General features: G+C 54.0%; 23 protein-coding genes. 11 read left to right on the top strand and 12 right to left on the bottom strand.

The features are described from left to right. Nucleotides 1-107: 107 nt before the first annotated feature. A complete protein-coding gene (locus K355_RS24860; protein WP_245562967.1) occupies nt 108-773 on the top strand; it encodes a benzoate/H(+) symporter BenE family transporter in 666 nt (221 codons plus the stop codon). Then, a complete protein-coding gene (locus K355_RS26115; protein WP_309471172.1) occupies nt 719-994 on the top strand; it encodes a benzoate/H(+) symporter BenE family transporter in 276 nt (91 codons plus the stop codon). The genes K355_RS24860 and K355_RS26115 overlap by 55 nt, the downstream gene beginning before the upstream one ends. Nucleotides 995-1,006: 12 nt before the next feature. Here K355_RS26115 and K355_RS0117570 read toward each other — a convergent pair whose 3' ends face one another. Continuing rightward, nucleotides 1,007-1,447 (bottom strand): VOC family protein, encoded by a 441-nt coding sequence (locus K355_RS0117570; protein ID WP_022733472.1) that lies wholly within the window; start codon nt 1,445-1,447, stop codon nt 1,007-1,009. Between the two features lie 391 nt (nt 1,448-1,838). Between K355_RS0117570 and K355_RS0117565 the strand changes: the two genes are divergently transcribed. Beyond that, nucleotides 1,839-5,321: an indolepyruvate ferredoxin oxidoreductase family protein gene (locus K355_RS0117565; RefSeq protein ID WP_022733471.1), complete on the top strand. Its 3,483-nt coding sequence runs from the start codon at nt 1,839-1,841 to the stop codon at nt 5,319-5,321. A gap of 56 nt (nt 5,322-5,377) precedes the next feature. Here K355_RS0117565 and K355_RS24310 read toward each other — a convergent pair whose 3' ends face one another. The 4 genes from K355_RS24310 to K355_RS0117545 form a co-directional block, all read right to left on the bottom strand. Further along, complete coding sequence (locus K355_RS24310; RefSeq protein WP_022733470.1) at nt 5,378-5,824, bottom strand: MmcB family DNA repair protein; 447 nt, start codon at nt 5,822-5,824, stop codon at nt 5,378-5,380. Between the two features lie 76 nt (nt 5,825-5,900). After that, nucleotides 5,901-6,146: a DUF2312 domain-containing protein gene (locus K355_RS0117555; RefSeq protein ID WP_022733469.1), complete on the bottom strand. Its 246-nt coding sequence runs from the start codon at nt 6,144-6,146 to the stop codon at nt 5,901-5,903. Nucleotides 6,147-6,247: 101 nt separating this feature from the next. Beyond that, the gene (locus K355_RS0117550; protein ID WP_022733468.1) at nt 6,248-7,417 is read right to left on the bottom strand and encodes a carboxylate-amine ligase; all 1,170 of its coding nucleotides are present in this window, start codon (nt 7,415-7,417) and stop codon (nt 6,248-6,250) included. A 1-nt stretch (nt 7,418) separates the two neighbouring features. Then, nucleotides 7,419-8,219 carry an N-formylglutamate amidohydrolase gene (locus tag K355_RS0117545; protein ID WP_022733467.1) on the bottom strand — a complete coding sequence of 267 codons (801 nt, stop codon included), beginning with the start codon at nt 8,217-8,219 and terminating at the stop codon, nt 7,419-7,421. 317 nt (nt 8,220-8,536) lie between these two features. Here K355_RS0117545 and K355_RS0117540 point away from each other — a divergent pair, with 317 nt between their 5' ends. Both K355_RS0117540 and K355_RS0117535 read left to right on the top strand, forming a co-directional pair. Then, nucleotides 8,537-9,286 (top strand): FadR/GntR family transcriptional regulator, encoded by a 750-nt coding sequence (locus K355_RS0117540; protein ID WP_022733466.1) that lies wholly within the window; start codon nt 8,537-8,539, stop codon nt 9,284-9,286. A gap of 60 nt (nt 9,287-9,346) precedes the next feature. Continuing rightward, nucleotides 9,347-10,609, top strand: a complete 1,263-nt coding sequence (locus K355_RS0117535) for a glycerate kinase type-2 family protein (RefSeq protein WP_022733465.1) — start codon at nt 9,347-9,349, stop codon at nt 10,607-10,609. A 23-nt stretch (nt 10,610-10,632) separates the two neighbouring features. On the opposite strand, the gene otnI is transcribed toward K355_RS0117535, so the two are convergent. Beyond that, nucleotides 10,633-11,424, bottom strand: coding sequence for a 2-oxo-tetronate isomerase (gene otnI, locus K355_RS0117530; protein WP_022733464.1), 792 nt, complete (start codon nt 11,422-11,424; stop codon nt 10,633-10,635). Between the two features lie 67 nt (nt 11,425-11,491). After that, nucleotides 11,492-12,400, bottom strand: coding sequence for a transcriptional regulator GcvA (gene gcvA, locus K355_RS0117525; protein ID WP_022733463.1), 909 nt, complete (start codon nt 12,398-12,400; stop codon nt 11,492-11,494). A 122-nt stretch (nt 12,401-12,522) separates the two neighbouring features. Here gcvA and K355_RS0117520 point away from each other — a divergent pair, with 122 nt between their 5' ends. Then, complete coding sequence (locus K355_RS0117520) at nt 12,523-13,212, top strand: FMN-dependent NADH-azoreductase (protein ID WP_022733462.1); 690 nt, start codon at nt 12,523-12,525, stop codon at nt 13,210-13,212. Nucleotides 13,213-13,235: 23 nt separating this feature from the next. On the opposite strand, the gene K355_RS0117515 is transcribed toward K355_RS0117520, so the two are convergent. Continuing rightward, nucleotides 13,236-14,525: an NAD(P)/FAD-dependent oxidoreductase gene (locus tag K355_RS0117515; RefSeq protein WP_022733461.1), complete on the bottom strand. Its 1,290-nt coding sequence runs from the start codon at nt 14,523-14,525 to the stop codon at nt 13,236-13,238. Between the two features lie 163 nt (nt 14,526-14,688). Next, nucleotides 14,689-15,639 (bottom strand): LysR family transcriptional regulator, encoded by a 951-nt coding sequence (locus K355_RS24305; protein WP_022733460.1) that lies wholly within the window; start codon nt 15,637-15,639, stop codon nt 14,689-14,691. A gap of 95 nt (nt 15,640-15,734) precedes the next feature. Between K355_RS24305 and K355_RS24300 the strand changes: the two genes are divergently transcribed. The 4 genes from K355_RS24300 to hemN all read left to right on the top strand — a co-directional run bounded on the left by K355_RS24300 (nt 15,735) and on the right by hemN (nt 19,161). After that, complete coding sequence (locus K355_RS24300; RefSeq protein WP_022733459.1) at nt 15,735-16,778, top strand: NAD(P)H-binding protein; 1,044 nt, start codon at nt 15,735-15,737, stop codon at nt 16,776-16,778. Between the two features lie 109 nt (nt 16,779-16,887). Further along, the gene (locus K355_RS0117500; protein ID WP_022733458.1) at nt 16,888-17,316 is read left to right on the top strand and encodes an HIT family protein; all 429 of its coding nucleotides are present in this window, start codon (nt 16,888-16,890) and stop codon (nt 17,314-17,316) included. Between the two features lie 62 nt (nt 17,317-17,378). Further along, a complete protein-coding gene (locus K355_RS0117495; protein ID WP_022733457.1) occupies nt 17,379-17,735 on the top strand; it encodes a DUF3088 domain-containing protein in 357 nt (118 codons plus the stop codon). Nucleotides 17,736-17,805: 70 nt separating this feature from the next. After that, the gene (gene hemN, locus K355_RS0117490; RefSeq protein ID WP_022733456.1) at nt 17,806-19,161 is read left to right on the top strand and encodes an oxygen-independent coproporphyrinogen III oxidase; all 1,356 of its coding nucleotides are present in this window, start codon (nt 17,806-17,808) and stop codon (nt 19,159-19,161) included. Between the two features lie 71 nt (nt 19,162-19,232). Here the strand turns inward: hemN and K355_RS0117485 are convergent, their stop codons facing one another. Beyond that, on the bottom strand, nt 19,233-20,165 hold the full coding sequence (locus K355_RS0117485) for an EamA family transporter (RefSeq protein WP_081649557.1): 933 nt from the start codon (nt 20,163-20,165) through the stop codon (nt 19,233-19,235). A 117-nt stretch (nt 20,166-20,282) separates the two neighbouring features. Then, complete coding sequence (locus tag K355_RS0117480; RefSeq protein WP_022733454.1) at nt 20,283-21,464, bottom strand: MFS transporter; 1,182 nt, start codon at nt 21,462-21,464, stop codon at nt 20,283-20,285. Nucleotides 21,465-21,622: 158 nt separating this feature from the next. Here K355_RS0117480 and K355_RS24295 point away from each other — a divergent pair, with 158 nt between their 5' ends. Then, nucleotides 21,623-22,549: a LysR family transcriptional regulator gene (locus K355_RS24295; protein WP_051146033.1), complete on the top strand. Its 927-nt coding sequence runs from the start codon at nt 21,623-21,625 to the stop codon at nt 22,547-22,549. Nucleotides 22,550-22,553: 4 nt separating this feature from the next. Here the strand turns inward: K355_RS24295 and K355_RS0117470 are convergent, their stop codons facing one another. Further along, nucleotides 22,554-23,549 carry a mitochondrial fission ELM1 family protein gene (locus K355_RS0117470; RefSeq protein ID WP_022733452.1) on the bottom strand — a complete coding sequence of 332 codons (996 nt, stop codon included), beginning with the start codon at nt 23,547-23,549 and terminating at the stop codon, nt 22,554-22,556. Nucleotides 23,550-23,769 lie beyond the last annotated feature (220 nt).

Genomic DNA, 23,769 nt, shown 5'->3' with positions numbered 1-23,769 from the left:
ACCAAGAAAAACTGGTTTGTTTAAAAAGTTACCGCTAGGGTCGAAAACCCTGTGGCTAACGGCTTCTCCATGCGCCACTAACCTTTGATCAACCTCCCGGAGCCACCATGCTGCGTGATATTTCGCCCCAGAGTATTTTCATGGGCCTGTTGGCCGGGTTTGTTGGATCGGCCAGTTCGTTTGCTGTTGTCTTACAAGGATTAACAGCAGTTGGTGCCACGCCTGAACAGGCAGCATCGGGGTTGATGGCACTGTCTCTTTCCATGGGGCTTTGTGCGATTGTTTTATCACTTAAGACAAAGCTTCCGATCAGCATTGCCTGGTCAACTCCGGGGGCGGCCCTTCTGGCAACGTCCGGGGCGATTGACGGTGGTTTTCCAGTGGCGGTCGGGGCCTTTATCATCTGTGCCATCCTGATCATCATCAGCGGTGTTTGGAAACCCTTGGGCCGTGCGGTTGCGGGCATCCCTGCCCCGCTTGCCAATGCGATGCTGGCCGGGGTGTTGCTTGGCCTTTGCCTTGCTCCGGTCAAGGCGGTTGCCTTTGATCCGCTGTTGGGCCTCCCCATCGTGATTGCGTGGCTGGTGGTCGGGCGGATTAACCGTCTGCTTGCAGTGCCTGCGGCCCTTTTGGCGTTTATTGGCGTGATGATTTTCGGGATCGATTTTCCGCCAAATGCCTTGGCGAACCTTGGCAACTCCATCGCCCCACCAGTGGAATTCATCATGCCGGACTTGTTACGGCCTTCATCAGCCTTGCACCAAGCATCCTGATCGAAGCCGTCGCAGGTCTTGCCTTGATCGGCGCGTTTGCCGTATCGGCTGTCGCGGCCTTCAGGCAAGAAGATGCCCGTGAAGCTGCCGCCGTCACCTTTATCGTCACGGCGGCCAGTTTGACATTCTATGGCATATCGGGTGCGTTTTGGGGATTGCTAGCCGGGGGACTTATTTACCTGCTTACACATTTGCGCAATCGAAAACCACCGACCGCGTAAGGTGGCGACACCCTATCCCTGAGGCGGAATATGCAGGTTTCCGGCGTCATCAAGTTCCCAGAATGGGTTGAACGCCACTTCCCATGCATGTCCGTCGGGATCGCGAAAATAACCGGAATAGCCGCCCCAGAATACTTTCTCCGCCGGTTTCTGGATTTTGGCCCCGGCTTTTTCGGCCTCAAGCATCACCGCGTCGACCTCGGCCTCGCTGCGCGCATTAAACGCCAATGTCAGCCCACCAAATGTCGCCCCGGTATCATCGTCAAACTTGCCATCCTTGATCAGATCCGCCCGACCAAACAGACCAAGTGCGAGCCCATTGGACAGTTGATAGAACACAACCTGTCCTTCGACCATTTCAGTCATTTTCCAGCCGAGGCCGTTTTCGTAGAAACGCCGCGATCTATCCAGATCGGCAACACCAAGTGTGATCAGTGAAACACGTTGGTCCATCTATATGATCCTTTCCTGACCCTCTGCACAAATACCAAACAAACGATACCATGCGGTTTTTGCTGTTCCGAGCAGAGACTCGGCCCCATGTGAAATATCGCACCGCAGCAACAACGCAATTATATTGCGCGTAAATCGGTACCGGAATAAGTAAATATTAAGTTGACGTAACGTCAATCCATACAATCGGGCGTTTTGGGCTGTGCACTGCGAGTTCGCTTTGAAAAAAGGTCAGCATTCATTACCATTATGGCATCTCGCATTGGTCCCGCAAATCATGTGAGATGGATTTAGACACGGGCCATACCGAAACACTGCACCAACGCCCATATCCCTATAAGCAGTGTGTAAAAGGTTCGGCACATCAGAGAGATTCCGAGGGAGACTGGTCATGGCACAATTGGCGGCAATTAGCCTTGATGACAAATATACGCTTGAAGAAGGCCGGGTTTATCTGACAGGTATTCAGGCACTTGTTCGATTGCCTCTGATGCAGCGCCAGCTTGATGCGCGCGCAGGCCTTAATACCGCGGGCTGTATTTCCGGCTATCGCGGATCGCCGCTTGGCGGTCTGGATCAGCAACTATGGCGGGCCCAAAAGTTTCTGTCCAAGCAACAGATCGAATTTCAGGCTGGGGTCAACGAAGACCTTGCCGCAACGGTCGTCTGGGGCAGCCAACAGGTCAATATGTACCCGGATGCCAAATATGATGGCGTCTTTGGCATGTGGTACGGTAAGGGACCGGGCGTTGACCGGTCTGGCGATGTCTTCAAACACGCCAACTATGCTGGCACATCCAAAAATGGCGGTGTCCTTGTCCTTGCAGGGGATGACCATTCTTGCAAATCATCCACCCTGCCCCATCAGACCGAATATGCCTTTATTGATGCGCAAATCCCGGTTTTAAACCCATCCGGTGTTCAGGACATTCTGGATTTCGGCATTCATGGCTGGGCCATGAGCCGTTATTCCGGTTGCTGGGTGGCGATGAAAACCATTGCTGAAACAGTCGAAAGCTCGGCTGCAGCCGATGTCGCACCGGACCGCATCACCCCGATCATCCCTGATGATTTCGCCATGCCCGAGGGCGGCCTGCATATCCGCTGGCCCGATACCCCCAAGGAGCAAGAACATCGCCTGATGAAATACAAGCTCTATGCCGCACTGGCATATGCGCGGATCAATAAACTCAACAAAACCGTGATCGACAGCCCAAATGCACGGCTTGGCATCATCACGACGGGCAAGGCATACCTTGACGTCATGCAGGCGTTTGATGACCTTGGCATTTCCGAACAAGACGCCGCACAGATCGGCATTCGGGTACTAAAAGTCGGGATGAGCTGGCCGCTCAACCGTGACGATGTGCGCGAATTTGCCATGGGCTTAGAGGAAATCATCGTCGTCGAAGAAAAACGCGCGGTGATGGAAAATCAGGTCAAGGAACAGCTTTATAACTGGCGCGAAGATGTACGCCCACAGGTCATTGGTAAGTTCGATGAAAAGGGCGAGTGGATCCTGCCATCGATGGATGAGCTGACCCCGGCCCGCATTGCCGTGGTTCTGGCCGAGCGGATCAAACGGTTCTATGACAGCCCGGCCATTCATGAACGCATCGACTGGCTGGCCGAAAAGGAAAAGGAAATCGCCGAACCGCGCCCGGATGTAGCGCGCATTCCTTGGTTCTGTCCGGGCTGTCCGCACAACAGTTCAACCAAGGTCCCCGACGGCAGCCGTGCCATGGCCGGGATCGGGTGCCATTACATGGTTAACTGGATGGACCGTTCAACCGAAACCTTTACCCATATGGGCGGCGAAGGTGCGACCTGGATCGGTCAGGCACCCTTTACCCATGAAAAACATGTTTTCCAGAACCTTGGTGATGGGACCTATTACCATTCCGGGTCTTTGGCCGTGCGCGCCGCCGTCGCGTCGGGTGTCAACATTACCTATAAAATCCTGTTTAACGATGCGGTTGCCATGACCGGTGGCCAGCCGGTTGATGGTCCCCTGACCGTGCCACAGGTCACCCGTCAGATGTTTGACGAAGGTGCCAAGCGCATCATCGTTCTGTCTGACGAGCCAGATAAATATCCGATGGGGTCTGATTTTGCGCCCGGTGTTGATATCCGCCATCGTGATGAACTTGATGCCACCCAAAAAGAACTGCGCGAGATCGAAGGTGTTACCATCCTTGTGTTTGATCAAACCTGTGCGGCGGAAAAACGCCGTCGTCGCAAACGCAAACTGATGGTCGATCCGCCAAAGCGCGTTTTCATCAATGACCTTGTCTGTGAGGGCTGTGGCGATTGCGGTGAAAAATCCAACTGTCTTGCCGTGGTGCCAGTCGAAACCGAATTTGGCCGCAAACGTGCGATTGACCAATCGGCCTGTAACAAGGATCTCTCGTGTCTGAATGGCTTCTGTCCAAGCTTTGTAACGATTGAAGGCGGATCACTGCGTAAGCCCGATGCCGCTGCCAAGGGCGACAATCATGGCGATGCCGTCTTTGCCAGCCTGCCGCGCCCGACCCTGCCCGATATCGACGAACCATGGTCGGTTCTGATCACGGGCGTTGGCGGAACCGGTGTGGTTACCATCGGCGCATTGCTGGGTATGGCCGCCCATATCGAGGGCAAGGGCATTGTCGGACTTGATATGGCGGGGCTTGCACAAAAAGGCGGTGCTGTGGTCAGCCACATCCGCTTTGCCAATGAACAAAGTAAACTGCATGCCGCGCGTATTCCGGCCGGCGAAGCCAATGTCGTGTTGGGGTGTGATCTTTTGGTCGCGGCAAGTTACGAAGGCTTGGCCAAAATGCGCCGCAACTTTACACAAGCCGTGATTAACACCCATGAAACCGTGACGGGTGCCTTTACCAGCAACCCGGACTTTGAGCTTAAAACCAACGAGCATATGAAAGTCATCGCCGACACCTGTGGTGCGGACGCGGTCAATTTTGTCGAAGGCAGTGACATTGCCACCCGTCTGATGGGCAATTCGATTGCGACCAACCTGTTCATGCTTGGTGTCGCGTGGCAGCGCGGCCTGATCCCGATCACCGAAGAAGCCCTAATGCAGGCGATTGAGCTTAATGGTGTGGCTGTTGATATGAACAAGCAGTCGTTCTACTGGGGCCGGTTATATGCCCATGAACCCAAACGCGTTCTTGAGGTTGTCGGTCCGAACGAAGCGCAAGCTCACCCGGTTGCCACCGAACTTTCCGACATCATCGCAAAACGTGTCGATTTCCTGACCGGCTATCAGAATGCCGCCTATGCCAACCGCTTCACGACCCTTGTTGATCAGGTCGCAGCGGCTGAAAAACGCCTTGATGGTGGGGATGAATTGACCCTAACTGTGGCGAAATACTACTTCAAACTGCTGGCCTATAAGGACGAGTACGAAGTCGCACGACTTTATACCGATCCGGCGTTCCTCAAGAAGTTGGCCAAGAACTTCACGGGTGATTACAAAATCAAGTTCCACCTTGCCCCACCGGCAATTGCCGATAAGAACCCAGAAAATGGTCAGCTGACAAAATCGACCTATGGTCCATGGATGATGAATGCCTTCCGCGTTCTGGCGAAATTCAAGTTCCTGCGCGGTACCGCCCTTGATCCGTTTGGCCGCACCCATGAACGCAAAGCCGAACGCCGGTTGATTACCGATTACGAAGTGCTGGTTGCCGAAGTCATTGGCGGGTTGACCCATGACAATGTGCGTATTGCCAACGCGCTTCTGGCCTTGCCCGAACAAATTCGCGGATATGGTCACGTCAAAGATCGCAATATTGAAAAGGTCAAAACACGTGAGGCGGAACTGATCGACCAGTTCCGCAACCCGCCAGAACACCTTAAGGCCGCGGAATAATCCCGCACAGACCACCAAAACCAAAGGCCCCGACAAATGTGCGGGGCCTTTGTATTTCAGGGCATAAACACGTTATCGCCAATCGTGTTGCCTAATCGTCCAGCCGCCGTTTGCCCAAATGAAATCAACAGCTTCTTGCGCCGTGCTGCTGAAAGTTTCTGTTCTTCGGGCATGCGCAGGATCGCTGCTTCAAACCGGTCGGCAACAATTAGTCCCACACTCTCGGGGATCAGTTCCTTGGGAAAATCCATCGGCACGGCAAAAAACAACCTGTCGCAATACTCGACATAGCTTTCCCATTTCTGATCGGTTTTAAAATCCGCGACCGATGATTTGACTTCAACCGCCCAAAGTTCCCCCTTGGCCCCAAGCGCCAACACATCCAGCCGCCGCCCATTGCCCAACCGAAGCTCGGTCAGGCAGGACATCTTATGGTGATACAAAAGCCGACAGACACCATCTGTGACTTCGGCTGTGATTTCGGGACGGGTTTGCGTGTTCATTCGATCAGGATACAAAAACAAAAGCCCGCTCGAAAGCGGGCTTTGAATTCAGGTTGCAGTCTGCTGACACAAGGTGTCAGCTCATGCCAAGCGCGCGCTTGTACACTTCAAGAATCTGTTCCTGCTCGCTGCGCTCATGATCTTCGATTTTACGCAGGCGAATAATCTGACGCAGGATTTTCACGTCATAGCCAAGTGCTTTGGCTTCGCCGTAAACTTCCTTGATATCAGCCATAAGGTTGGCTTTTTCTTCTTCAAGACGTTCAATACGCTCGACATAACTCGCAAGCTGATCAGCTGCGATACCACCGACTTCGGTCATTCATTCTTCTCCGATGATGGGCTGCACAGCGGATACCCGGTGCGCGGAAACTTTTAATGCGGCGCGACGATACTCAATGCATTGCGTGCTGACAAGGGGCGTTAGACGACCGATTGCGATCCCGGCACTGTCTGTTCAATCAAGTGATCCGCCACCGCGACAAGCGCATCACGCGGGCTGATCCCCTTTTCAATCGCAGCGTCAAAGACCTCGCGCTGGCGACGCGCGCTGGTGCCACGCTGCACGATCACGCGCGCATGTTCGATTTCCGCAACACAGCCAAAAAATTCCGCATCCGGGCGGATCAGTTCAAGGATTTCCTCGACCAAATCGACATACGGCACAATTTCAGCCCGGCCAAAATCAATCAATCCGGTTTTCTCGCCCGGATCACTGCCATATCGGCAGGCCCGCCAACGGTTTTCGCGTACCAGCATGTGCGAATAAATCCGCCACCGCTGATTGTTCCGCCGCAATCGATACAACATCCGCATCAGGCATCGCGTAATTGACGCAACACACACCGCATCTTCAAGATCGGTACAAACATCGGCAATCCGCATCTCAAGTGTCGGCCACCGGTCCGATGGGCGTAAATCCCACCAAAGCTTGGTACCGTCCTCAATCACACCGGCCTGGATCAGCATATCAACATGGCGGCGATATTCCGCCCACGACCCAAACACTTCGGGCAGTCCCGTACGTGGCAGGTTATCAAACACCGAAAGCCGGAAGGTCTGAAGCCCGGTATCACGGCCCCGCCAAAACGGCGAACTGGTGGTCAGCGCCAGAAGATGCGGCAAAAAGTAACTGGCCTGCGCCATCAATTCAATCCGAAGGTCATCATCCTCAATCCCGACATGCACATGCATGCCGCAAATCAGCAACCGGTCAACAACCGTGCGCAAATCGCGTGCGATGGTGCTGTAGCGTTCGCCTTCGGTGTGTTTCTGGCTGTCCCATTGGGCAAATGGGTGGGTCGATGCCGCCAACAACGCCATATCATATTTGCTGGCAATTTCGGCCAGAGTTGACCGCATATGGATCAGTTGTTTGCGGGCGTCCTTTGCACTGTTGCAAACCTTGGTACCGGTTTCGATCTGGCAGCGCATAAACTCGCTGGAAACCTGATCACCCAGCTTTGCCTTGGCATCCTTTAAAAAGTCCGCTGGCGGATCATTTGCAAGATCGCGGCTTTGGCGATCAACAAGCCAGAATTCCTCTTCGATACCAATCGAAAACCCCGGTTCTTGCGTCTGGAACGCCGCCAAATCAGTCTCTCCTGATCTTATAAAGGTTCGGATCGGCAAGAATATCGACAAACGCGTCGCCGAGAATTTTTGCCCATTTGTCGCATCCTTCATCAGTATCAATCAGATCCTGACGGATTTCAATCGACACACAGGGCAAACCACCGGCTTCACCATGATGATCAATGGTATAATCGGCCATTTGCTGCCCGGAATAGGGTTCATTGTCTCCGATGGTCAGACCCGGATTCTGTTCGCGCAGCTTGGCCAGCAGCGGAACTGGAATACGATCATCCTGATCCCAAAGAATGCCAAGTTCCCAAGGCCGTTCAAACTCTTGAAACACCGGCGTGAAGCTGTGGATTGCGATCAAAGCTGGGACAATTTTATGGGCATGGAAATTGGCAATCTGTTCTTCAATCGCCCAATGATACGGCAGGAAAATCTCACGGATCCGTTTCATATGTTCTGTGGGCGACACGTTTTTATTGCCCGGTACCACCGTCTGATCAGAAATTTCAGGCATCCCGGTCGGATCCCAAAGTTGGCGATTACAATCAATCACCAACCGCGAATACCCCCCCAGAACAGCCGGGCAATCAAACCGGTCAACGAGAATTTCGGTTACTTTGCGCGCCCCGATGTCCCACCCGATATGACGTTTACGTTCCTCTTCCGGCAAGCCAAGCGTACCAAGACTTTGTGGAATTTCACGCGATGCATGGTCGCAAACAAAAAGCGAATGTCCTTTGCCAATTACGTTCAAAATTTCAAACGGGGCTGGATCATCTTGGCCCAAAAGAGGCCCTGCATGGTGACGCACGCGTATTCTCCTGAAAGTCGGTAACAGAACGGCAAACCGGGACATCGCCAAACATGCCTGTCATGGGGCAGGTATGTTGCGTTGGTTTACATCTGTTGAAGTATCAATTTATCGACGCTCAGACAAGCTCATGCAAGCCGATCTACCCTGAAGACCAACGGTCATTATCAATAAGCCTTGGCATAACAATGCGTCTTGAGCGTATCGTGCTTTGCGTCCGCCCCAAACATCCCCTAAACTGGTATGACCATTTATAAAAACACGGTACGACTTCGTGACAGCATCGGCTGATAAACCGCGACTGGAGAAACCTCAAAATGCCGTCTGCCAAAATGCCCCCGGCCCCAGACGATCAGGAAACGAAACGTCCCAAACGGATTGCCGATCAGGTCGCAGACCAGCTGCTTGAAAAGATTTCAGACGGTATTTTCCTGCCCGGTGACCGACTTCCCGGTGAACGCCAACTGGCTGAAACCATGAAAGTCAGCCGGGTTTCCGTGCGTGCGGCCCTGCAAAAATTGAAAACCCGCGGCTACTTACGCGCGGTTCAGGGCGGTGGAACGGAAATCCTGTCATCGACCGGGATCGACATGGATACCGCCATGACCGATCTTGTCCGCGATTCCATCAGTAACCTGCGTGATCTGCAAGAAATCCGCTGCACGCTGGAAACATGGGCGGCTAGGCGCGCCGCAATCAATGCCAGTGACGAAGACATCAAGTTGCTGCGCATTGCCTACCGTCAGGCCCATGATCCGCGCCGTGCGTCCAAATACCGCGCCGATGACGATCATCGGCTCCACATGATGATCGGCCGGGCCACAGGATCGATCATTTATTATCACGTAATGAAAATGCTGCACGATGTGTTGCAGGCTGCCTTGATGGAAATCCGGTTTAACAATCTGACCGGTCCCTCGTTTGACCGGATGGTGCAGGAACATCATCATGACATCATCGAAGCCATTGCCGCACGCGATCCTGATGCGGCGGAAAAGGCGATGTCAAATCACCTGCAAGCGGTCCTTGATTTCTTTAAAACAGCCTCAGACAAACAATCAACCTAACATATTCAAACCGCCGCCCAAAGACGGTACAGACCAAAACGCCACTCAGGGAACCTAAACATGACAACCGCGCGCGAAAAACTTTTGGCCATGATGGATGCTGCGTTAAAGGCAGCCGATCCAGCCGTTCAAATCCCATTGAACATGCCCGCAAAGCCAAAAGGCAAAACCATTGTCATTGGGGCAGGCAAGGCATCGGCCAATATGGCCCGCGCGTTTGAAAAGGCGTGGGATGGCCCGCTTGAAGGATTGGTTGTCACCCGCTATGGACACGCGGTTGCCTGCGAGAAAATCGAAATTGTCGAGGCATCCCACCCGGTCCCCGATGCGGCGGGTCAAAAGGCCGCCGAACGCATACTTGAGATTGTCAAAAAAGCTGGCCCAGATGATCTGGTGGTCTGCATGATTTCAGGTGGCGGGTCAGCCCTGCTGGCCCTGCCCGGTCCGGGCTTGACACTCGAAGACAAACAATCGATCAGCAAGGCACTTTTGCGCAGTGGTGCGACCATTTCGGAAATGAACTGCGTGCGCAAACATCTGTCCGCAATCAAGGGCGGCAGACTGGCACAGGCGTCCGCCCCGGCGCGCATGGTGACATATCTTGTGTCTGATGTTCCCGGTGATGATCCGGCGATCATTGCATCGGGTCCAACGGTTGCCGACCCGACAACGGGTAAGGATGCGCTTGATATCCTGCGCCATTATCAGATCGATATTCCTACGGCTGCCAAGGATCTTCTGACTAATAGCGCCCATGAAACTGTCAAGCCCGGTGATACCTGCTTTGACGCGCATCAAACCGTGATGCTGGCCCGCCCGCAAGACAGTCTTGAGGCCGCAGCCAAGATCGCGCGCGAATTGGGTCTTAACCCGGTAATCCTTGGGGATGCCATCGAAGGCGAAGCCCGCGAAGTCGCCATCATGCATGCTGGCATCGCCCATCAGGTCGCCAACCACGGCCAACCAGCCGCCAAGCCCTGTGTGTTGCTATCTGGTGGAGAAACCACGGTCACCGTGCGTGGCAAAGGCGGACGCGGCGGACGTAACAGTGAGTTTTTGCTATCCCTGCTTATTCAGTTTCGCGATCAAGCTGGCCTTAGCGCGCTTGCGATTGATACCGATGGTATTGATGGCAGCGAAGACAACGCCGGTGCGATCATTGATCCGACAAGTTGGCAAAAGGCCCAAGATGCCGGAATTGATCTACGCGAATACCTGGCCAACAACGACGCCTATAGCGCCTTTGCCAAGATTGACGATCTGCTGGTCACTGGCCCGACCCTGACCAATGTGAATGACTTCCGCGCTATTTTGATCGAATAGGACACCACAAATAGCTTTGGCGATTAGGCCCCCGGCTTAGGCATCCATGGCCGCAGCCAACCCAGCCCGTCTTCGGTCTTGCCATGTGGCTTGTATTCACAGCCAATCCAGCCGTCATACCCGATCCGATCCAATAGATAGAACAGGAACGGATAATTCAGTTCCCCACTATCGGGTTCATGACGGCCCGGCGCACCGGCCACCTGCACATGGCGGGTGATCTCAAGATACTGGTCAAGACGGGCGGCGATGTTCCCGCCGACAATTTGCGCGTGATAAATATCAAACTGCAATGCCAGCCGTGGATGGTCGAGCTGTTTGAGGATAACTGCCGCCTGCTCCACCGAATTAAGCAAATAGCCCGGCATATCCATCGGATTGATCGGTTCGATCAGGATGTCAACACCGGCCTGATCGGCCAGATCGGCGGCATAGAGCAGGTTGTCGCAATAAAGCCGGGCAATTTCACCGGCATCTTCGTCCTTGCCCATGACACCGGCCATGCAATGAAGCATTTTGCAATTGGTCGCCGCCGCATAATCAAGCCCCTTGACCACCGAGTCACGAAATTCATCTTCACGGCCCGGTCGGCACGCCAGCCCACGATCCCCAGCATCCCAGTCGCCAAGTGGCAGATTGAATAAAACCTGCTCAAGGCCATTATCGGTCACAAGCGATTTTGCCGTTGCCATCGGCACATCATAAGCCCCGATATATTCCACGCCGACAAACCCCGCCTCTGCTGCTGCCGCAAAACGCTTCTCAAACGGCAGATCAGCAAACAGGAACGACAGGTTGGCAGCGAAACGTGGCATAATGCACCTTCAATGGCTTTACATATCAAGACTGTATCGTTTCGCATGCGACCCTTTAGGTCAATCATCAATCGCCTGCGGGTTTTGAATGTTCTTGTGATCTGGCAATTTCACTCGCAATCCAGTTTCCAAACACCTCGACTTCTGCCCGATGGTCGCCGCGGCCGGTATGCACCAGATTGTAGGTATGACCTTCGATCACTGGCCCAAACGGCTGCACGAGCAGCCCGCTGTCAAGTTCGGCGCGTGCCAGCTCACGGCTGGCCAGAACCACACCCTGACCGGCAATGGCCGCCTGAATGGCATGGGCATCATCAGAAAACGTAAACCCCCCCGAAAGTTTCAAGCCACTGATACCCGCTGCCAAGCCCCAGCGTTCCCATGTCGGTGTCTGATCATCGGGTCTTAGCCAATCGAGATGCAAAAGCGCACAGTTCTTAAGGTCTTCGGGATGTTTCAAACCGAGCATCGGACTACAAAGTGGCACGAACCGTTCTTCAAACATGGTTTGCGCCACAAGTCCGCGGTAGGGCCCGGCACCATAACGAATTGCAGTATCGACAACCCCGCTTGCCAGATCAACCACCTCGGGTGAGGTATGCAAACGCAGATGAATATCAGGATGTTCGGCCTGAAAGCGCGGAAGTCGCGGCAACAGCCATTTGGCAGCAAAAGACGGCAAAACCGACACCGTCAGGCTTCTGGTCTTTGTGCGTTGCCCAACACGATCAATCGCCAAGGCAAAGGATGCAAACCCATCACGCAGAACAGGGAAAAGCTCATGCCCCGCCGGTGTCAAAACAACCTGCCTTGGCCTGCGATCAAACAAACGAATGCCAAGCGTTTCCTCAAGCAGGCGTATCTGATGGCTGATTGCCGTCGGCGTTACGGCAATTTCAGCCGCAGCCTTTTTAAAACTCTGATGGCGGGCGGCGGCCTCAAAGGCCCGCAATGCGGCAAGTGGTGGCAACGACATATAGGTGAACCTAATTCATCCATGAACTGAGGAATTCGATTTTGCCGAAACATCCAAAACAAGGCAAGTCTTGGTCATCGAACAAAAAACGGATGAACAAGTATCATCCTTAGGAGGATATCATGACCACGATCTTGCACATCGACAGCAGCGCCCGCCCCGGCCGGTCCGACCAAAAACAACACGGCTCCCACAGCCGCCGCCTGAGTGCCAAATTCATCGAACTCTGGCGCACCCAACGCCCCGATGATGAAATCATTTACCGCGATGTTGGCGCATCCCCGCCCAAACCCGTCACCGGTGACTGGGTCCATGCGGCATTCACCAAACCCGAACAACGCGAAGACTGGATGCATGATGCTTTGGCCCAAAGTGACACACTGGTCGATGAACTGCTGCGTGCCGACGTGATTGTTGCCGGTGTTCCGATGTATAATTTCGGAATGCCCGCCCAGATGAAGGCCTGGCTTGATAACATCGTCCGGGTGGGTCGTACCTTTGGGTTTGACCGGACGCGCGACGGTGTTCCTTATTGGCCGATGGTAACGGGCAATAAATCCATCGTTGCCCTGTCATCGCGCGGTGATTACGGCTATGGCCCGGATGGCCGGATTGCGCATCTGAACTTTGTTGAAGGTGCTCTTTTCACCCCGCTTGAATATATCGGGATCACCGATCAATACGGCACGGCCATCGAATATGACGAATTTGCCGATGACCGCACCCGTCAGTCCATCGCCGAAGCCGAGGGCGAGGTTGCCAACATCGTTGATCGCTTGATCGTAAAGCACAGAACAGAGAACGCGGCCTGATGTTTGTGGCCACACACAATCATTCAGGTATCCTGTTGCGGTGGCGGCACAACCGCCGTCGCATTTTCCCTGTCCTGCCCGGTAATCAGGCGCGCACCTTTTTTACGAAACAAGTAACTCCACATCCATTGCACCATGACAAGTGCCGGGGCGCGCAACCCGATCAGAAAATAAATATGCGCCAGCCCCCAGAACCACCAGGCCAGCCATCCTCTTAGCTTGATGCCATTAAGGTCCATAACAGCGCGATGTCGGCCAATCGTCGCAAGGTTGCCGGCGTGACTGTATTTAAACGGCGATGTTTGCCGCCCGTTCATCAGATCAAGAATACGCTGCCCGACGTATTTTCCCTGTTGCTTGGCCGCCGGTGCAATGCCCGGCACGGTTAAACCATCGCGCCACGTGACATGGGCCGCATCCCCGATGACAAAAACATGCGAATGACCGGGAACAGAAAGGTCCCCCTCAACCTTGATCCGGCCGCCACGATCCGCAGGCTTTTGCGTCCAGTCTTGCAAATCAGGAACCTGAACCCCGGCCCCCCAGATGACATTGGCACTGGGAATAAATTCATCGCCGATTTTCGCACCTTGTGCGCTGATCTCGGTGACAGCCTGCCCAACGCGCACTTCAACCCCGATGCTTTCAAGCGATTTTTGCGTATAGTCAGACAAATCTTCGGGGAATGCAGCCAGCAACCTTGGCCCACCTTCGGCAAGGATGATACGCGCGTCACGCGGATCAATTCGGCGAAAATCGTCAGACAGTGTCTTTTTGGCAAGTTCGGCAATTGCCCCGGCCATTTCGACACCGGTCGGACCACCGCCAACAACAATGAAATTCAAAAGTCGGCGTTTTTGATCCTCATCCTGACTGTTTTCCGCCCTTTCAAACGCCATTAAAAGGCTTTTGCGGATGTTGGTCGCCTCGGTAATATTCTTCAAACCCGGTGCGACCGACGCCCAGTCATCATTGCCGAAATAGGACGTCACCGCCCCGGTTGCCAAGACAAGGTAGTCATATTCCAGAACATGTTTCCCGGAAAGAACACGCTGATTTGGCAAATCAATCCCGGTGACTTCACCCATAAAAACGGAAACATTTGGCGATTTGCTGAACATGCTGCGGATCGGCCAGGCAATTTCAGCCGGCGATAAATCCGCCGTTGCCACCTGATACAGCAACGGTTGAAACAGGTGATGATTGCGTTTGTCGATCAGAATGACGTCAACATCTTTACCAGCAAGTTTTTTGGCCGCACTCATGCCACCAAATCCGGCCCCAACGATAACGACGCGCTTTCGATCCAACATGCTGAGGTTTCCTTTTGCTGCGTAAGGCATGAAAGCCAACCCAGTTGTTAGCTAGGAGCAAACCAATCAAATCGCAAGCAAACCAGTGTGATCAGTACCACAAGCCACTGCGGCAAAAGGATAAGGCCGCCGTGGCTTCGCATGAAACCACATGCGTCACCTGTCAGTCACCGAACGATCCATCAGGCGGCCCGGAAAGACCTTTTAAGCCACCGCGCACATAAGATTTCATTCCCCTAACCAGGGCATCGAACACCATCCGGCAGCGCAATGTATCGCGCAGGCCTTCGTGCATGGTTATCCACGTGTCCAGCCCGACCGAAAACTCTGGTATCAGACGCACACAATCGCCACTTCGTGCAGCCAGATGCGACTGGCAAAGAGCAACACCGAAACCCGCCCGCATCATCGCCAACTGCGCGGTATTGCTATCAACACGCATGTCAAATTCCACATCACCAAGGTGCTGATTTCTTTCAATGATCGATCGAATGTCAGCTGTCTTGGTGTCAAAACCGATCAGGTCAAGTTTGACAAGCTCCGACCAGTCAATTTTATCATGGCGATCCGCCCAACCAGATTGCGCAAGATATCGCGTCGTCGCATAAAACCCGATCTCAACGGTGCCGGTCTTCTGCGCGATGAGGGAATCCTGATCTGGTGCAACCATACGCACCGCAATATCGGCATCGCGTCGCAGCAAATTTTCCACCCGGTTTGACAACACAAGCTCAAATTCAAGATCAGGAAATGAATTGCGAATACCCGTCAGAATGGGCGGCAAGACCTCTATGCCGACCACTTCAGCTGCGGTGATGCGCACAGTACCTTGAACGGCACCTCTCTCGGCACTTGCGGCACGTTGAAGTGCCTTTGCCGTTGATCGCAGTGCTTCTGCGTGTGGACGTAACCCAATGGCTGTATCTGTTGGCACCAAACCAGATTGCGACCGGGTGAAAAGCACAATTCCCAACTGCTCTTGCAATTCATCAATGTGTCGCCCAACCGTCGGCTGCGTCAAGCCGAGCACGCGTGCAGCCGCCGAAAGAGACCCATGCTCTAACACAGCAAGAAACGTCCGATAAAGGTCCCAGTTGGGTTCATGCATTGCCATACATTTATGTATATCATAAATGCCAATTTATAGAATACCGTTTTACCGACATGACCAGTACCCTTTGTCCATCCCAATTAACGGAGGACAAAATCATGACCCGAAATTCAAACCGTATCGCCCTTGTCATTGGTGCCAATGGTGGCATCGGATCGGCCATTACCACCGCACTTCATGACCATGGCTGGCAGGTTCGTGCACTGGTGCGAACACCACCCAAGGCCGATCAATCCAATGCAGATGATATTGACTGGCGCGTCGGCGATGCCATGTGCCGACATGACGTGTTAAATGCAAGCCGAGGTGTTGATGCCATCATTCATGCCGTTAATCCGCCGGGCTACCGCAATTGGTCCAAGTTGGTTTTGCCCATGCTTGACAACACGATCGCGGCCGCGATCGTAAACAAGGCACGCATTGTCCTGCCCGGAACGGTTTACAATTTCAATGAAGACCAACTTTCCAATCTGACCGAAACCAGCCCGCAGCTCCCGAACACCCGCAAAGGCGCTATTCGGGTGGAAATGGAACGGCGGATGCGCCGAGCTGTTCATTCAGGAGCAACAGGATTGATTGTTCGCGCAGGTGATTTTTTTGGACTGGGCGCAAACAACAACTGGTTTTCACAATGTCTGGTCAAGGCCGGTCAACCTGTTCGTGAAATCACCTATCCGGGCAAGGCGGGCGTGGGCCATCAATGGGCGTATTTGCCCGACGTCGCCGAAACGATTGTCCGGCTTCTTGATCAGCCCGATGTATTAGGATCCTTCGCGCAATTTCACCTGCAAGGACATTGGGACAACGACGGGACACAAATGATCGCTGCGATCAAACGCGCGGTCGGAAATCCCGATATTCCAATCAAATCCCTTCCATGGACGATGATTGGCCTGCTACGCCCATTTGTTCCGTTCTTCCGCGAAGCCTGGGAAATTCGTTACCTTTGGCGCAACCCGGCCCGCATGCACAATGATCGTTTGCGTGCACTGTTTGGTAACGAACCCCATACGTCGCTTGATGTCGCCGTTCATCAGACACTTGATGCCTTGGGCTGTCTGGCGCCTCAAGACCATCAAGAGCACAATACGCGCCCCGATCAACCGGTCGCCACATCACCCCATCTTCGACGGGTCGGATGAAAATGACGTGATGCCGGTCACTTGCCACATATCACCACGCAAGAGAAGACACTTTCAGCCGAGCAGGTTATAATAACACGTCTTTTTGGCTTAAGATTGAGGTCCCCACATGAACCGCGCCTTTTCGCTCCATCCCCAACTTGCTGCTGATACGACCTTGGTCACAGATGGCCCGCTATCACATGTTTTGTTGATGAATGATGCGCGTTATCCTTGGCTCATTCTTGTTCCTAAACGTCCTGATCTTGTTGATTATGATGATCTCAGTCCGGAAGACCGCAAAACGCTGGGCGACGAAGCCGCCACCGTTTCAGCCGCTCTAAAAAGCCGGTTTGATGCCCATAAAACCAATGTCGCGATGCTGGGTAATATGGTGCCCCAGCTTCATTGCCATGTGGTTGCCCGCTTTAAGGATGATGCCGCCTGGCCCGGCCCGATCTGGGGTGTTGGACAATCAAAACCCTATGAAGAAGACGAAGGTCGCGAACGATTGGCCACTCTTAGGGCCGATCTGATTTCGGCGTTCAAGCATCTCTGACAAAGTGCTACGATACCCACGCGGCGAAACACCATCTCGCCCCCATAAAAAGGCGCTGCCCCATGCCTGTTATCGAGCGTGATACGATTTTTGTCCTAAAACCCGATTTCGAAGATCCGGCATGGCCCGGACAGCGATTTTATTGCTGGCACTGCGCGCTGATCGAGGGTGTTCTGGCGTCTTTTCCCGATCTGTGCGGCGACCTTGATGTTCATCGCATTGCGTGGCCGCGTCCGCGCGCGGAGATAGTCGACCTTCTGGGGGAAGATCACCAATCTCTTCCGGTGATGATCCTGAAATCGGGTGATACGTCTGATGTTCAAACCGGCGTTGCCAATGGCCATGCTTTTATTGATGACACAGACACCATCTTGCATGCCTTGAGCGAACGGCACGGTTTTCCCGTTCCCCATCCTTGACGCACATCAAGGCGCGCGTCATTGGAATGATGCAAAAGACGGAAAGAACGCACCAATCGGGATGTCCGCTATGCAGCTTGCCCTTTATGAAAAATACGACCTGCGCCTGCCGCGCTACACCAGCTATCCAACGGCACCGCATTTTCATGACGCCATAAACGGCAAAGTGTTTGCAAACTGGCTTGGCGAGTTAAATCCGCTTCAGCCGCTATCGCTATATCTGCATGTCCCCTATTGTGAGGAAATGTGCTGGTTCTGCGGCTGCAACACCAAAATAACCAAGCATTACAAACCCGTTGGCACCTATGTCGCGGCCCTTCTGACCGAGATCAAAAACACGCTGGGCAAGCTTGATCCGACACACAGGTTCACGGTCTCGCACATTCATTTTGGCGGCGGCAGCCCGACCATCCTTAAGGCCGATGATCTTCGGACCATCATGGGTGCTATCCGCAAAAAGGTAGATATCCTGCCCACGGCCGAAGTCGCCATTGAAATGGACCCGCGAACGGCAAATGATGATCTGATGGATGCTATGATCGAATGCGGCTTTAACCGCGCAAGCATTGGCGTTCAGGATTTCAACGCCGATGTCCAGCGTGCGGTTAACCGCGTCCAAAGTTATGATCTGGTCCGTGACGTCATTTCCAGATTGCGCCATCGCGGCCTTCGCGGCATCAACGTCGATCTGATGTATGGCCTGCCCAATCAAACCGTTCAATCCATCCGCCAGACCGTCGATCAGACCGCCACACTCTGCCCGGATCGTCTGTCGGTATTTGGCTATGCCCATGTGCCATGGATGAAAAAGCACCAAAACCTGATCCCGACCGAAACCCTGCCAGATACGCAGGACCGCTGGGCACAGTATGAAGAAATCCAGAACAGGCTGGCCTATCACCGCTATGTCGCAATCGGTCTGGACCATTTCGCCCATCAGGCAGACCCGATGGCAACCGCACTCTACAACGGCAAACTACACCGTAATTTCCAGGGATATACCACCGACCGCGCCGAGGCCCTGATCGGGTTTGGTCCGTCGGCCATCTCATCCCTGCCGCAGGGCTATGCTCAGAATGATCCGGCACTGGCCCGTTGGCAGCGCGCGGTTGAGGGCGGCGACTGTGCGGTTGAAAAAGGCGTTGCCGTTTCAAACGAAGACCGCCTGCGCCGTGACATCATCAACGAACTGATGTGCAATCTGTCAGTGGATGTCGCAAAAATCTGTGCCACACACGGCACATCCGCCGACAGATTTGCACCAGAACTCAATCGCATTCGTGCAATGACCAATGATAACATCGTGGAAGTTAACAGCACGCACATTAAACTGACCAATACGGGGCGCCCGCTGGTCCGTGCGGTCTGTGCCGTGTTTGATACCTATCTCAATCATGCCCATGGCAGGCATTCACAAGCAGTCTGAGTTTTCCACTCATAAGCATTACAAAAGGGGCCATCTGGCCCCTTTTCTGCATTTTGACCTATGCCCAACAATCAGGCTGATTTGCGCAAACTCAGGATCACGATCCCGCTGATCACGACAAGGCCACCTGCCATCTGTATCGGGCTGATCATTTGGCCAAGCACCACCCAGGCAAACAGCAATGTCGCAATCGGTTCCATATTCATCACCGGCGCGTTGCGCGCCATATCAAGACGCGGCACGGAGATGAACAGAACCGAAAACGCCCCACCATAGAGCAAAACCAAGGCCGCCAATCCGAACCAGCCCGGGGTTGCATCAGGCAAGGCCATGCCACCGGGTAAAACATCGCCAAGACCAGCAATGATCATGGAAATAAAAACCACGACCATGGTGAACATTGACCGAACAGACCCGTTCAAGGCCGCAAGTTTATGATCGGTCACCCAAAACGCCACGGACAAAGCGGTCGCCGCCGTCAGTGCAAAGGCAATCCCCTGCCACCAGGTTTCACCGACCGAAACGTCACCATCGAGTTTACCGGGCACATCAAGTGCCAAGACCAGCCCCGACAGAATAAACAGCATCAGCGCAGTTGATTTCAGTGTTGGACGCGCGCCCCCTAAACCCCACGTCAGGAGGGCCAAGATGATCGGAAAACTGTTGGCCGTAAGCAACGCCAGTGCAACAGGAATGCGCGCAACCGCCGAATACAGGCACAGGCTTTGGATCGTGATCATCAAGCCCAAAAGAAGCTGCCAGCGCACCGAACTTTTCGGCAGACGAATGGAATGGCGTTGTCCAACAACAATTGCGATCAGGATCAGTAACGCCACCCCGGACCGGCATAAGATTGCCAACAGCAACCCCGTCCCGTTTTCAAAGGCAAGACGCGCAGCAACGTGATTGGCGGCAAAACAGCACGCCACCGTCGCCAAAAGCAGGATCGCCGTTTTGCGGGGGAAAAGATCAGGTGCAGTCATCACACCATTGGTCGCAGACATAGGGACAAAACCTGTTTTGTGGGGCACGTGATCAAACAACGCCAAAACGGCAATTAAAACAAGCCTTTCTGACACCCACCCCATCTGATGCACCAGATGGGGTGGGATGAAAAACGATCACGTGGCCTGCAGAACCGAACTGGCGCGACGATCCAGCGCACCACTGATCCGTGTCAACCCGACCGCAAAGGTAACAAGGATGGCCGCCACCCAAGGGGTTGCCGACAGGCCAAGCGACGATGAAACCACCAGCCCGCCAACCCATGCACCGATGGCAATGCCAAGATTGAACGCCGCAATGTTTAGCGCCGATGCCACATCAACCCCACCCGGGCGATGCAATTTCGCCAGTTGCACAACATAAAGCTGAAGCCCCGGCACACTGGCAAATTGCAAGAAACCAAGGGCCGCCAGTGTCACCAATGCCAAAACCGGCGAGACGGCGGTAAAGGTAAAGACAACCAATGTTGCCGCCTGCAACGCAAACAGCACGCTTAAGGCACGCACCGGATTGCGATCCGCTATACGGCCCCCGGCAAGGTTCCCCACTGCAATCGCCAATCCGTAGAACACCAGTATCAGACTGACCGATGCCTCGCTAAATCCGGTAATGTCCTGCAAAACCGCGGACAAATAAGTAAAGGTCACAAACGTCCCGCCATAGCCAAACGCCGTCATGCCAAACACCAGCAACAAACGACCACTGCCCAGCACGCGGACCTGATCAAGCAACCGTGCAGGTTCCGCACGTGTCAGGTTTGATGGCAACAAAACGGCAATCGCGGCAAAGGCAATCACGCCAAGTGATGCAACACCCCAGAACGTCGCCCGCCAGCCAAATAGCTGACCGATGAATGTGCCCAATGGCACACCGGTGACAATCGCAACCGTCAACCCCATGAACATCATGGCAATTGCCGATGCCCGACGATTTTCCGGCACCAGATCGGCGGCAATCGTCGCCCCGATTGAGAAAAACACACCATGGGCAAAGGCCGAAATTACCCGGGCCACCAAAAGCATCTCATAAGTCGGGCTGAGTGCGGCGGCTCCATTACCCAACACAAACACCCCCATCAGACCCAGCATCAGGGTTTTGCGCGGCAACCGTCCGGTAAGGGCGGTTAAAACAGGGGCGCCAAACGTCACGCCAAGGGCATAAACACTGACGATCAGCCCGGCCATCGGCAGCGTAATGGAAAGATCATTTGCCACGGTCGGCAACAAGCCAACAACGACAAACTCCGTTGTCCCGATTGCATAGGCCGCAATCGTCAACGCAAATAAAGCAAGCGGCATTTTCATTCTCCGGCCCGCGCGCACTACGCTGCGGGCTAAAAAGGTGATGGGGCATTCGACCCCGTCCATTGCCGCCCAATATGACGATGGAATGGTTGCGCGATAATCGGGAATGCGCGACAAATGCCTTTGAATTGAATTCAAAGATGGAGGATCAGTTGGATAATCGTGCAGGGGAAATGGAAGCCTTCATCCGGGTGGCTGAACTCAAAAGCTTTTCCGAAGCCGGGCGCAAACTGCATCTGTCGCCATCCGCCGTCAGTAAGCTTGTCACCCGCATCGAAGACCGATTGTCGACCCGTTTGATCGTGCGGTCCACCCGTGGCCTGCAACTCACGCCAGAAGGCGACATGTATCTGGTGCGGGCGCGCCGTGTTCTTGATGAAATTGACGATGCCGAACGTGCGGTTGCCAGTGGCGGCAAGGCCGCACCAAGTGGCCGTTTGCGCGTCAATGCATCAATTGCATTCGGGCTGATGTATGTGCAACCGCTGATCCCGGCGTTTCTGGAACGCTATCCAGACGTAGAACTGGATTTTTCACTGACCGACGGGATTATTGATTTGCTCGAAGAACGGGCCGATATCGCCATCCGGTCGGGGGCACTGCCCGACTCATCGCTTAAGGCCCGCAAACTGATCGAAAGCCACCGCATGGTCGTGGCATCCCCCGACTATATTGCCAAACACGGTTTGCCACATCATCCCGACGATCTTGTGAACCATAATTGTCTGCGGTTTAACTTCCCCCTGCCCTTGAATGAATGGGCATTTCGCAGCCCCGAAACAGGCGACAGGCTCAAGCGCACCATATCGGGGAATTTCATGTGCGATAACGGCCCGACAATGCGGCGCATGTGCCTTTCCGGGCTTGGCTTGGCCAGACTGGGACGTTTCCACATTCAGGCTGACATCAAGACCGGGAATTTGGTCGAAGTCCTGTCAGACTGGACGCCACAGGACGAACAACTCATTCATGCGATGTTTGCCGGCCACGAACATCTTGCCACGCGCATCCGCGCCTTTATTGACTTTCTGGTCGATCGCATCGACCCGATGGGAAACAGCCTGCGCCACCCCGATTAACGGATCAGGATACCGGCGCACTTAGCAATTCAAGACACCGCTGGGCAACCGCGCGTGCGGGCTGCAACGATGGATGTTTGAATGGGACGAGTTCGGTACTATCAAGCAACGGTCGGGCATATTGCCCATCATATAACGCCTGATGCAGCCGTTGATGCCGTATCGCGGCAAGTCCTTCCGGTGCGTAAATATAGACCCCACCAGGTGCTGCCGCTGCTTCGCAACACATCGAAACCGAATCACCTGTTACGATCAAGACATCGGCCAGTGCGAGATACCCGAAATACGGATTTTCGGCATCCGATGTCCAGTCATGCAAATGATACGAAACACCCGACTGTGCCAACCGGTCGGCAATCAGTTGTTCGTTTTCGCGCCCGGTGCGTCGGCTTGTCGTCACCAGAAGACTACCGTCAACAGCCTTCGCCGCATCAATTGCGTGCGAGATCAGATCATCGGCCATGTCTGCGGTAAACGTCGTTTTCTTTGAACTGCCGCCAACAATCACGGCAAACCGGGGACCGGGCAAACCTTTGAAATGGCTGCGCCAATTATCGGCTTCGATCAAAAGACGCGTTTCCGTGATCCGATGCGGCGCACCGGGGATTTCCAAAACGTTTTCACGCGCAGGCATCTGGTCATGGGCCGGAACGGCAATCAGATCAAAATCCTTTTCACCACTATCAGGGCGCATGATTTGACAAATTCGGGTGTGACCACGGCTTTGCTTTTTGATCCAGCGGGCAACAGGGGCGGTTCGGCGCCCGGCCGCAATGACAAGATCGGGCCAGGGTGTGGTCAAACGCGCACGCGTTCCATCATCGACACCAAGCAAACTCGCACCACGCAGCATGTTGGGCAGCCGGGCCAGCTTGGTATATTCGATATCAACCCGCTTGAATGGCTGTGCCAGCGCTTCGGCAACGCCGATTGCCTGATTAATGTTTCCGGCCCGATCATCGGCCAGAACCCAAATCAGGTGTGTGTCTTGTTCGCTCATTCAAGGGAAACTTTCTTGATACGGTAAACGGCTTTTTGATCTTGGCGGATGCCAAACCTGCTTTCAAACCGTGCTGACCAGCATAGTCGCGTCCTTGATAGGTACAATCTGATCAAGCGATTATCAAGCGTCAGGCCGAACTTGTGAAATTTCATCTGGGAATTGAAATGAATTTGTAATTTAATCCCCCGGAACCACCTATCCTTAAGTGGTGGATGAT

Source organism: Thalassospira lucentensis MCCC 1A00383 = DSM 14000, assembly GCF_000421265.1.
GTDB lineage: Bacteria > Pseudomonadota > Alphaproteobacteria > Rhodospirillales > Thalassospiraceae > Thalassospira > Thalassospira lucentensis.
This window is presented reverse-complemented; position numbering and strand designations above follow the sequence as displayed.

Bases quoted from the DNA above. Each gene is read 5' to 3' on its own strand.
- K355_RS0117470 (WP_022733452.1), bottom strand. From the start codon at position 23,549: ATGAGCGAACAAGACACACACCTGATTTGGGTTCTGGCCGATGATCGG.
- K355_RS0117520 (WP_022733462.1), top strand. From the start codon at position 12,523: ATGACCACGATCTTGCACATCGACAGCAGCGCCCGCCCCGGCCGGTCC.
- K355_RS24310 (WP_022733470.1), bottom strand. From the start codon at position 5,824: ATGAACACGCAAACCCGTCCCGAAATCACAGCCGAAGTCACAGATGGT.
- K355_RS0117480 (WP_022733454.1), bottom strand. From the start codon at position 21,464: ATGCCGCTTGCTTTATTTGCGTTGACGATTGCGGCCTATGCAATCGGG.
- K355_RS0117500 (WP_022733458.1), top strand. From the start codon at position 16,888: ATGAACCGCGCCTTTTCGCTCCATCCCCAACTTGCTGCTGATACGACC.
- otnI (WP_022733464.1), bottom strand. From the start codon at position 11,424: ATGCCACGTTTCGCTGCCAACCTGTCGTTCCTGTTTGCTGATCTGCCG.
- hemN (WP_022733456.1), top strand. From the start codon at position 17,806: ATGCAGCTTGCCCTTTATGAAAAATACGACCTGCGCCTGCCGCGCTAC.
- K355_RS0117555 (WP_022733469.1), bottom strand. From the start codon at position 6,146: ATGACCGAAGTCGGTGGTATCGCAGCTGATCAGCTTGCGAGTTATGTC.
- K355_RS0117565 (WP_022733471.1), top strand. From the start codon at position 1,839: ATGGCACAATTGGCGGCAATTAGCCTTGATGACAAATATACGCTTGAA.
- K355_RS0117515 (WP_022733461.1), bottom strand. From the start codon at position 14,525: ATGTTGGATCGAAAGCGCGTCGTTATCGTTGGGGCCGGATTTGGTGGC.
- K355_RS0117540 (WP_022733466.1), top strand. From the start codon at position 8,537: ATGCCGTCTGCCAAAATGCCCCCGGCCCCAGACGATCAGGAAACGAAA.
- K355_RS0117535 (WP_022733465.1), top strand. From the start codon at position 9,347: ATGACAACCGCGCGCGAAAAACTTTTGGCCATGATGGATGCTGCGTTA.
- K355_RS24860 (WP_245562967.1), top strand. From the start codon at position 108: ATGCTGCGTGATATTTCGCCCCAGAGTATTTTCATGGGCCTGTTGGCC.
- K355_RS24300 (WP_022733459.1), top strand. From the start codon at position 15,735: ATGACCCGAAATTCAAACCGTATCGCCCTTGTCATTGGTGCCAATGGT.
- K355_RS24305 (WP_022733460.1), bottom strand. From the start codon at position 15,639: ATGGCAATGCATGAACCCAACTGGGACCTTTATCGGACGTTTCTTGCT.
- K355_RS0117485 (WP_081649557.1), bottom strand. From the start codon at position 20,165: ATGTCTGCGACCAATGGTGTGATGACTGCACCTGATCTTTTCCCCCGC.
- K355_RS0117570 (WP_022733472.1), bottom strand. From the start codon at position 1,447: ATGGACCAACGTGTTTCACTGATCACACTTGGTGTTGCCGATCTGGAT.
- gcvA (WP_022733463.1), bottom strand. From the start codon at position 12,400: ATGTCGTTGCCACCACTTGCCGCATTGCGGGCCTTTGAGGCCGCCGCC.
- K355_RS0117495 (WP_022733457.1), top strand. From the start codon at position 17,379: ATGCCTGTTATCGAGCGTGATACGATTTTTGTCCTAAAACCCGATTTC.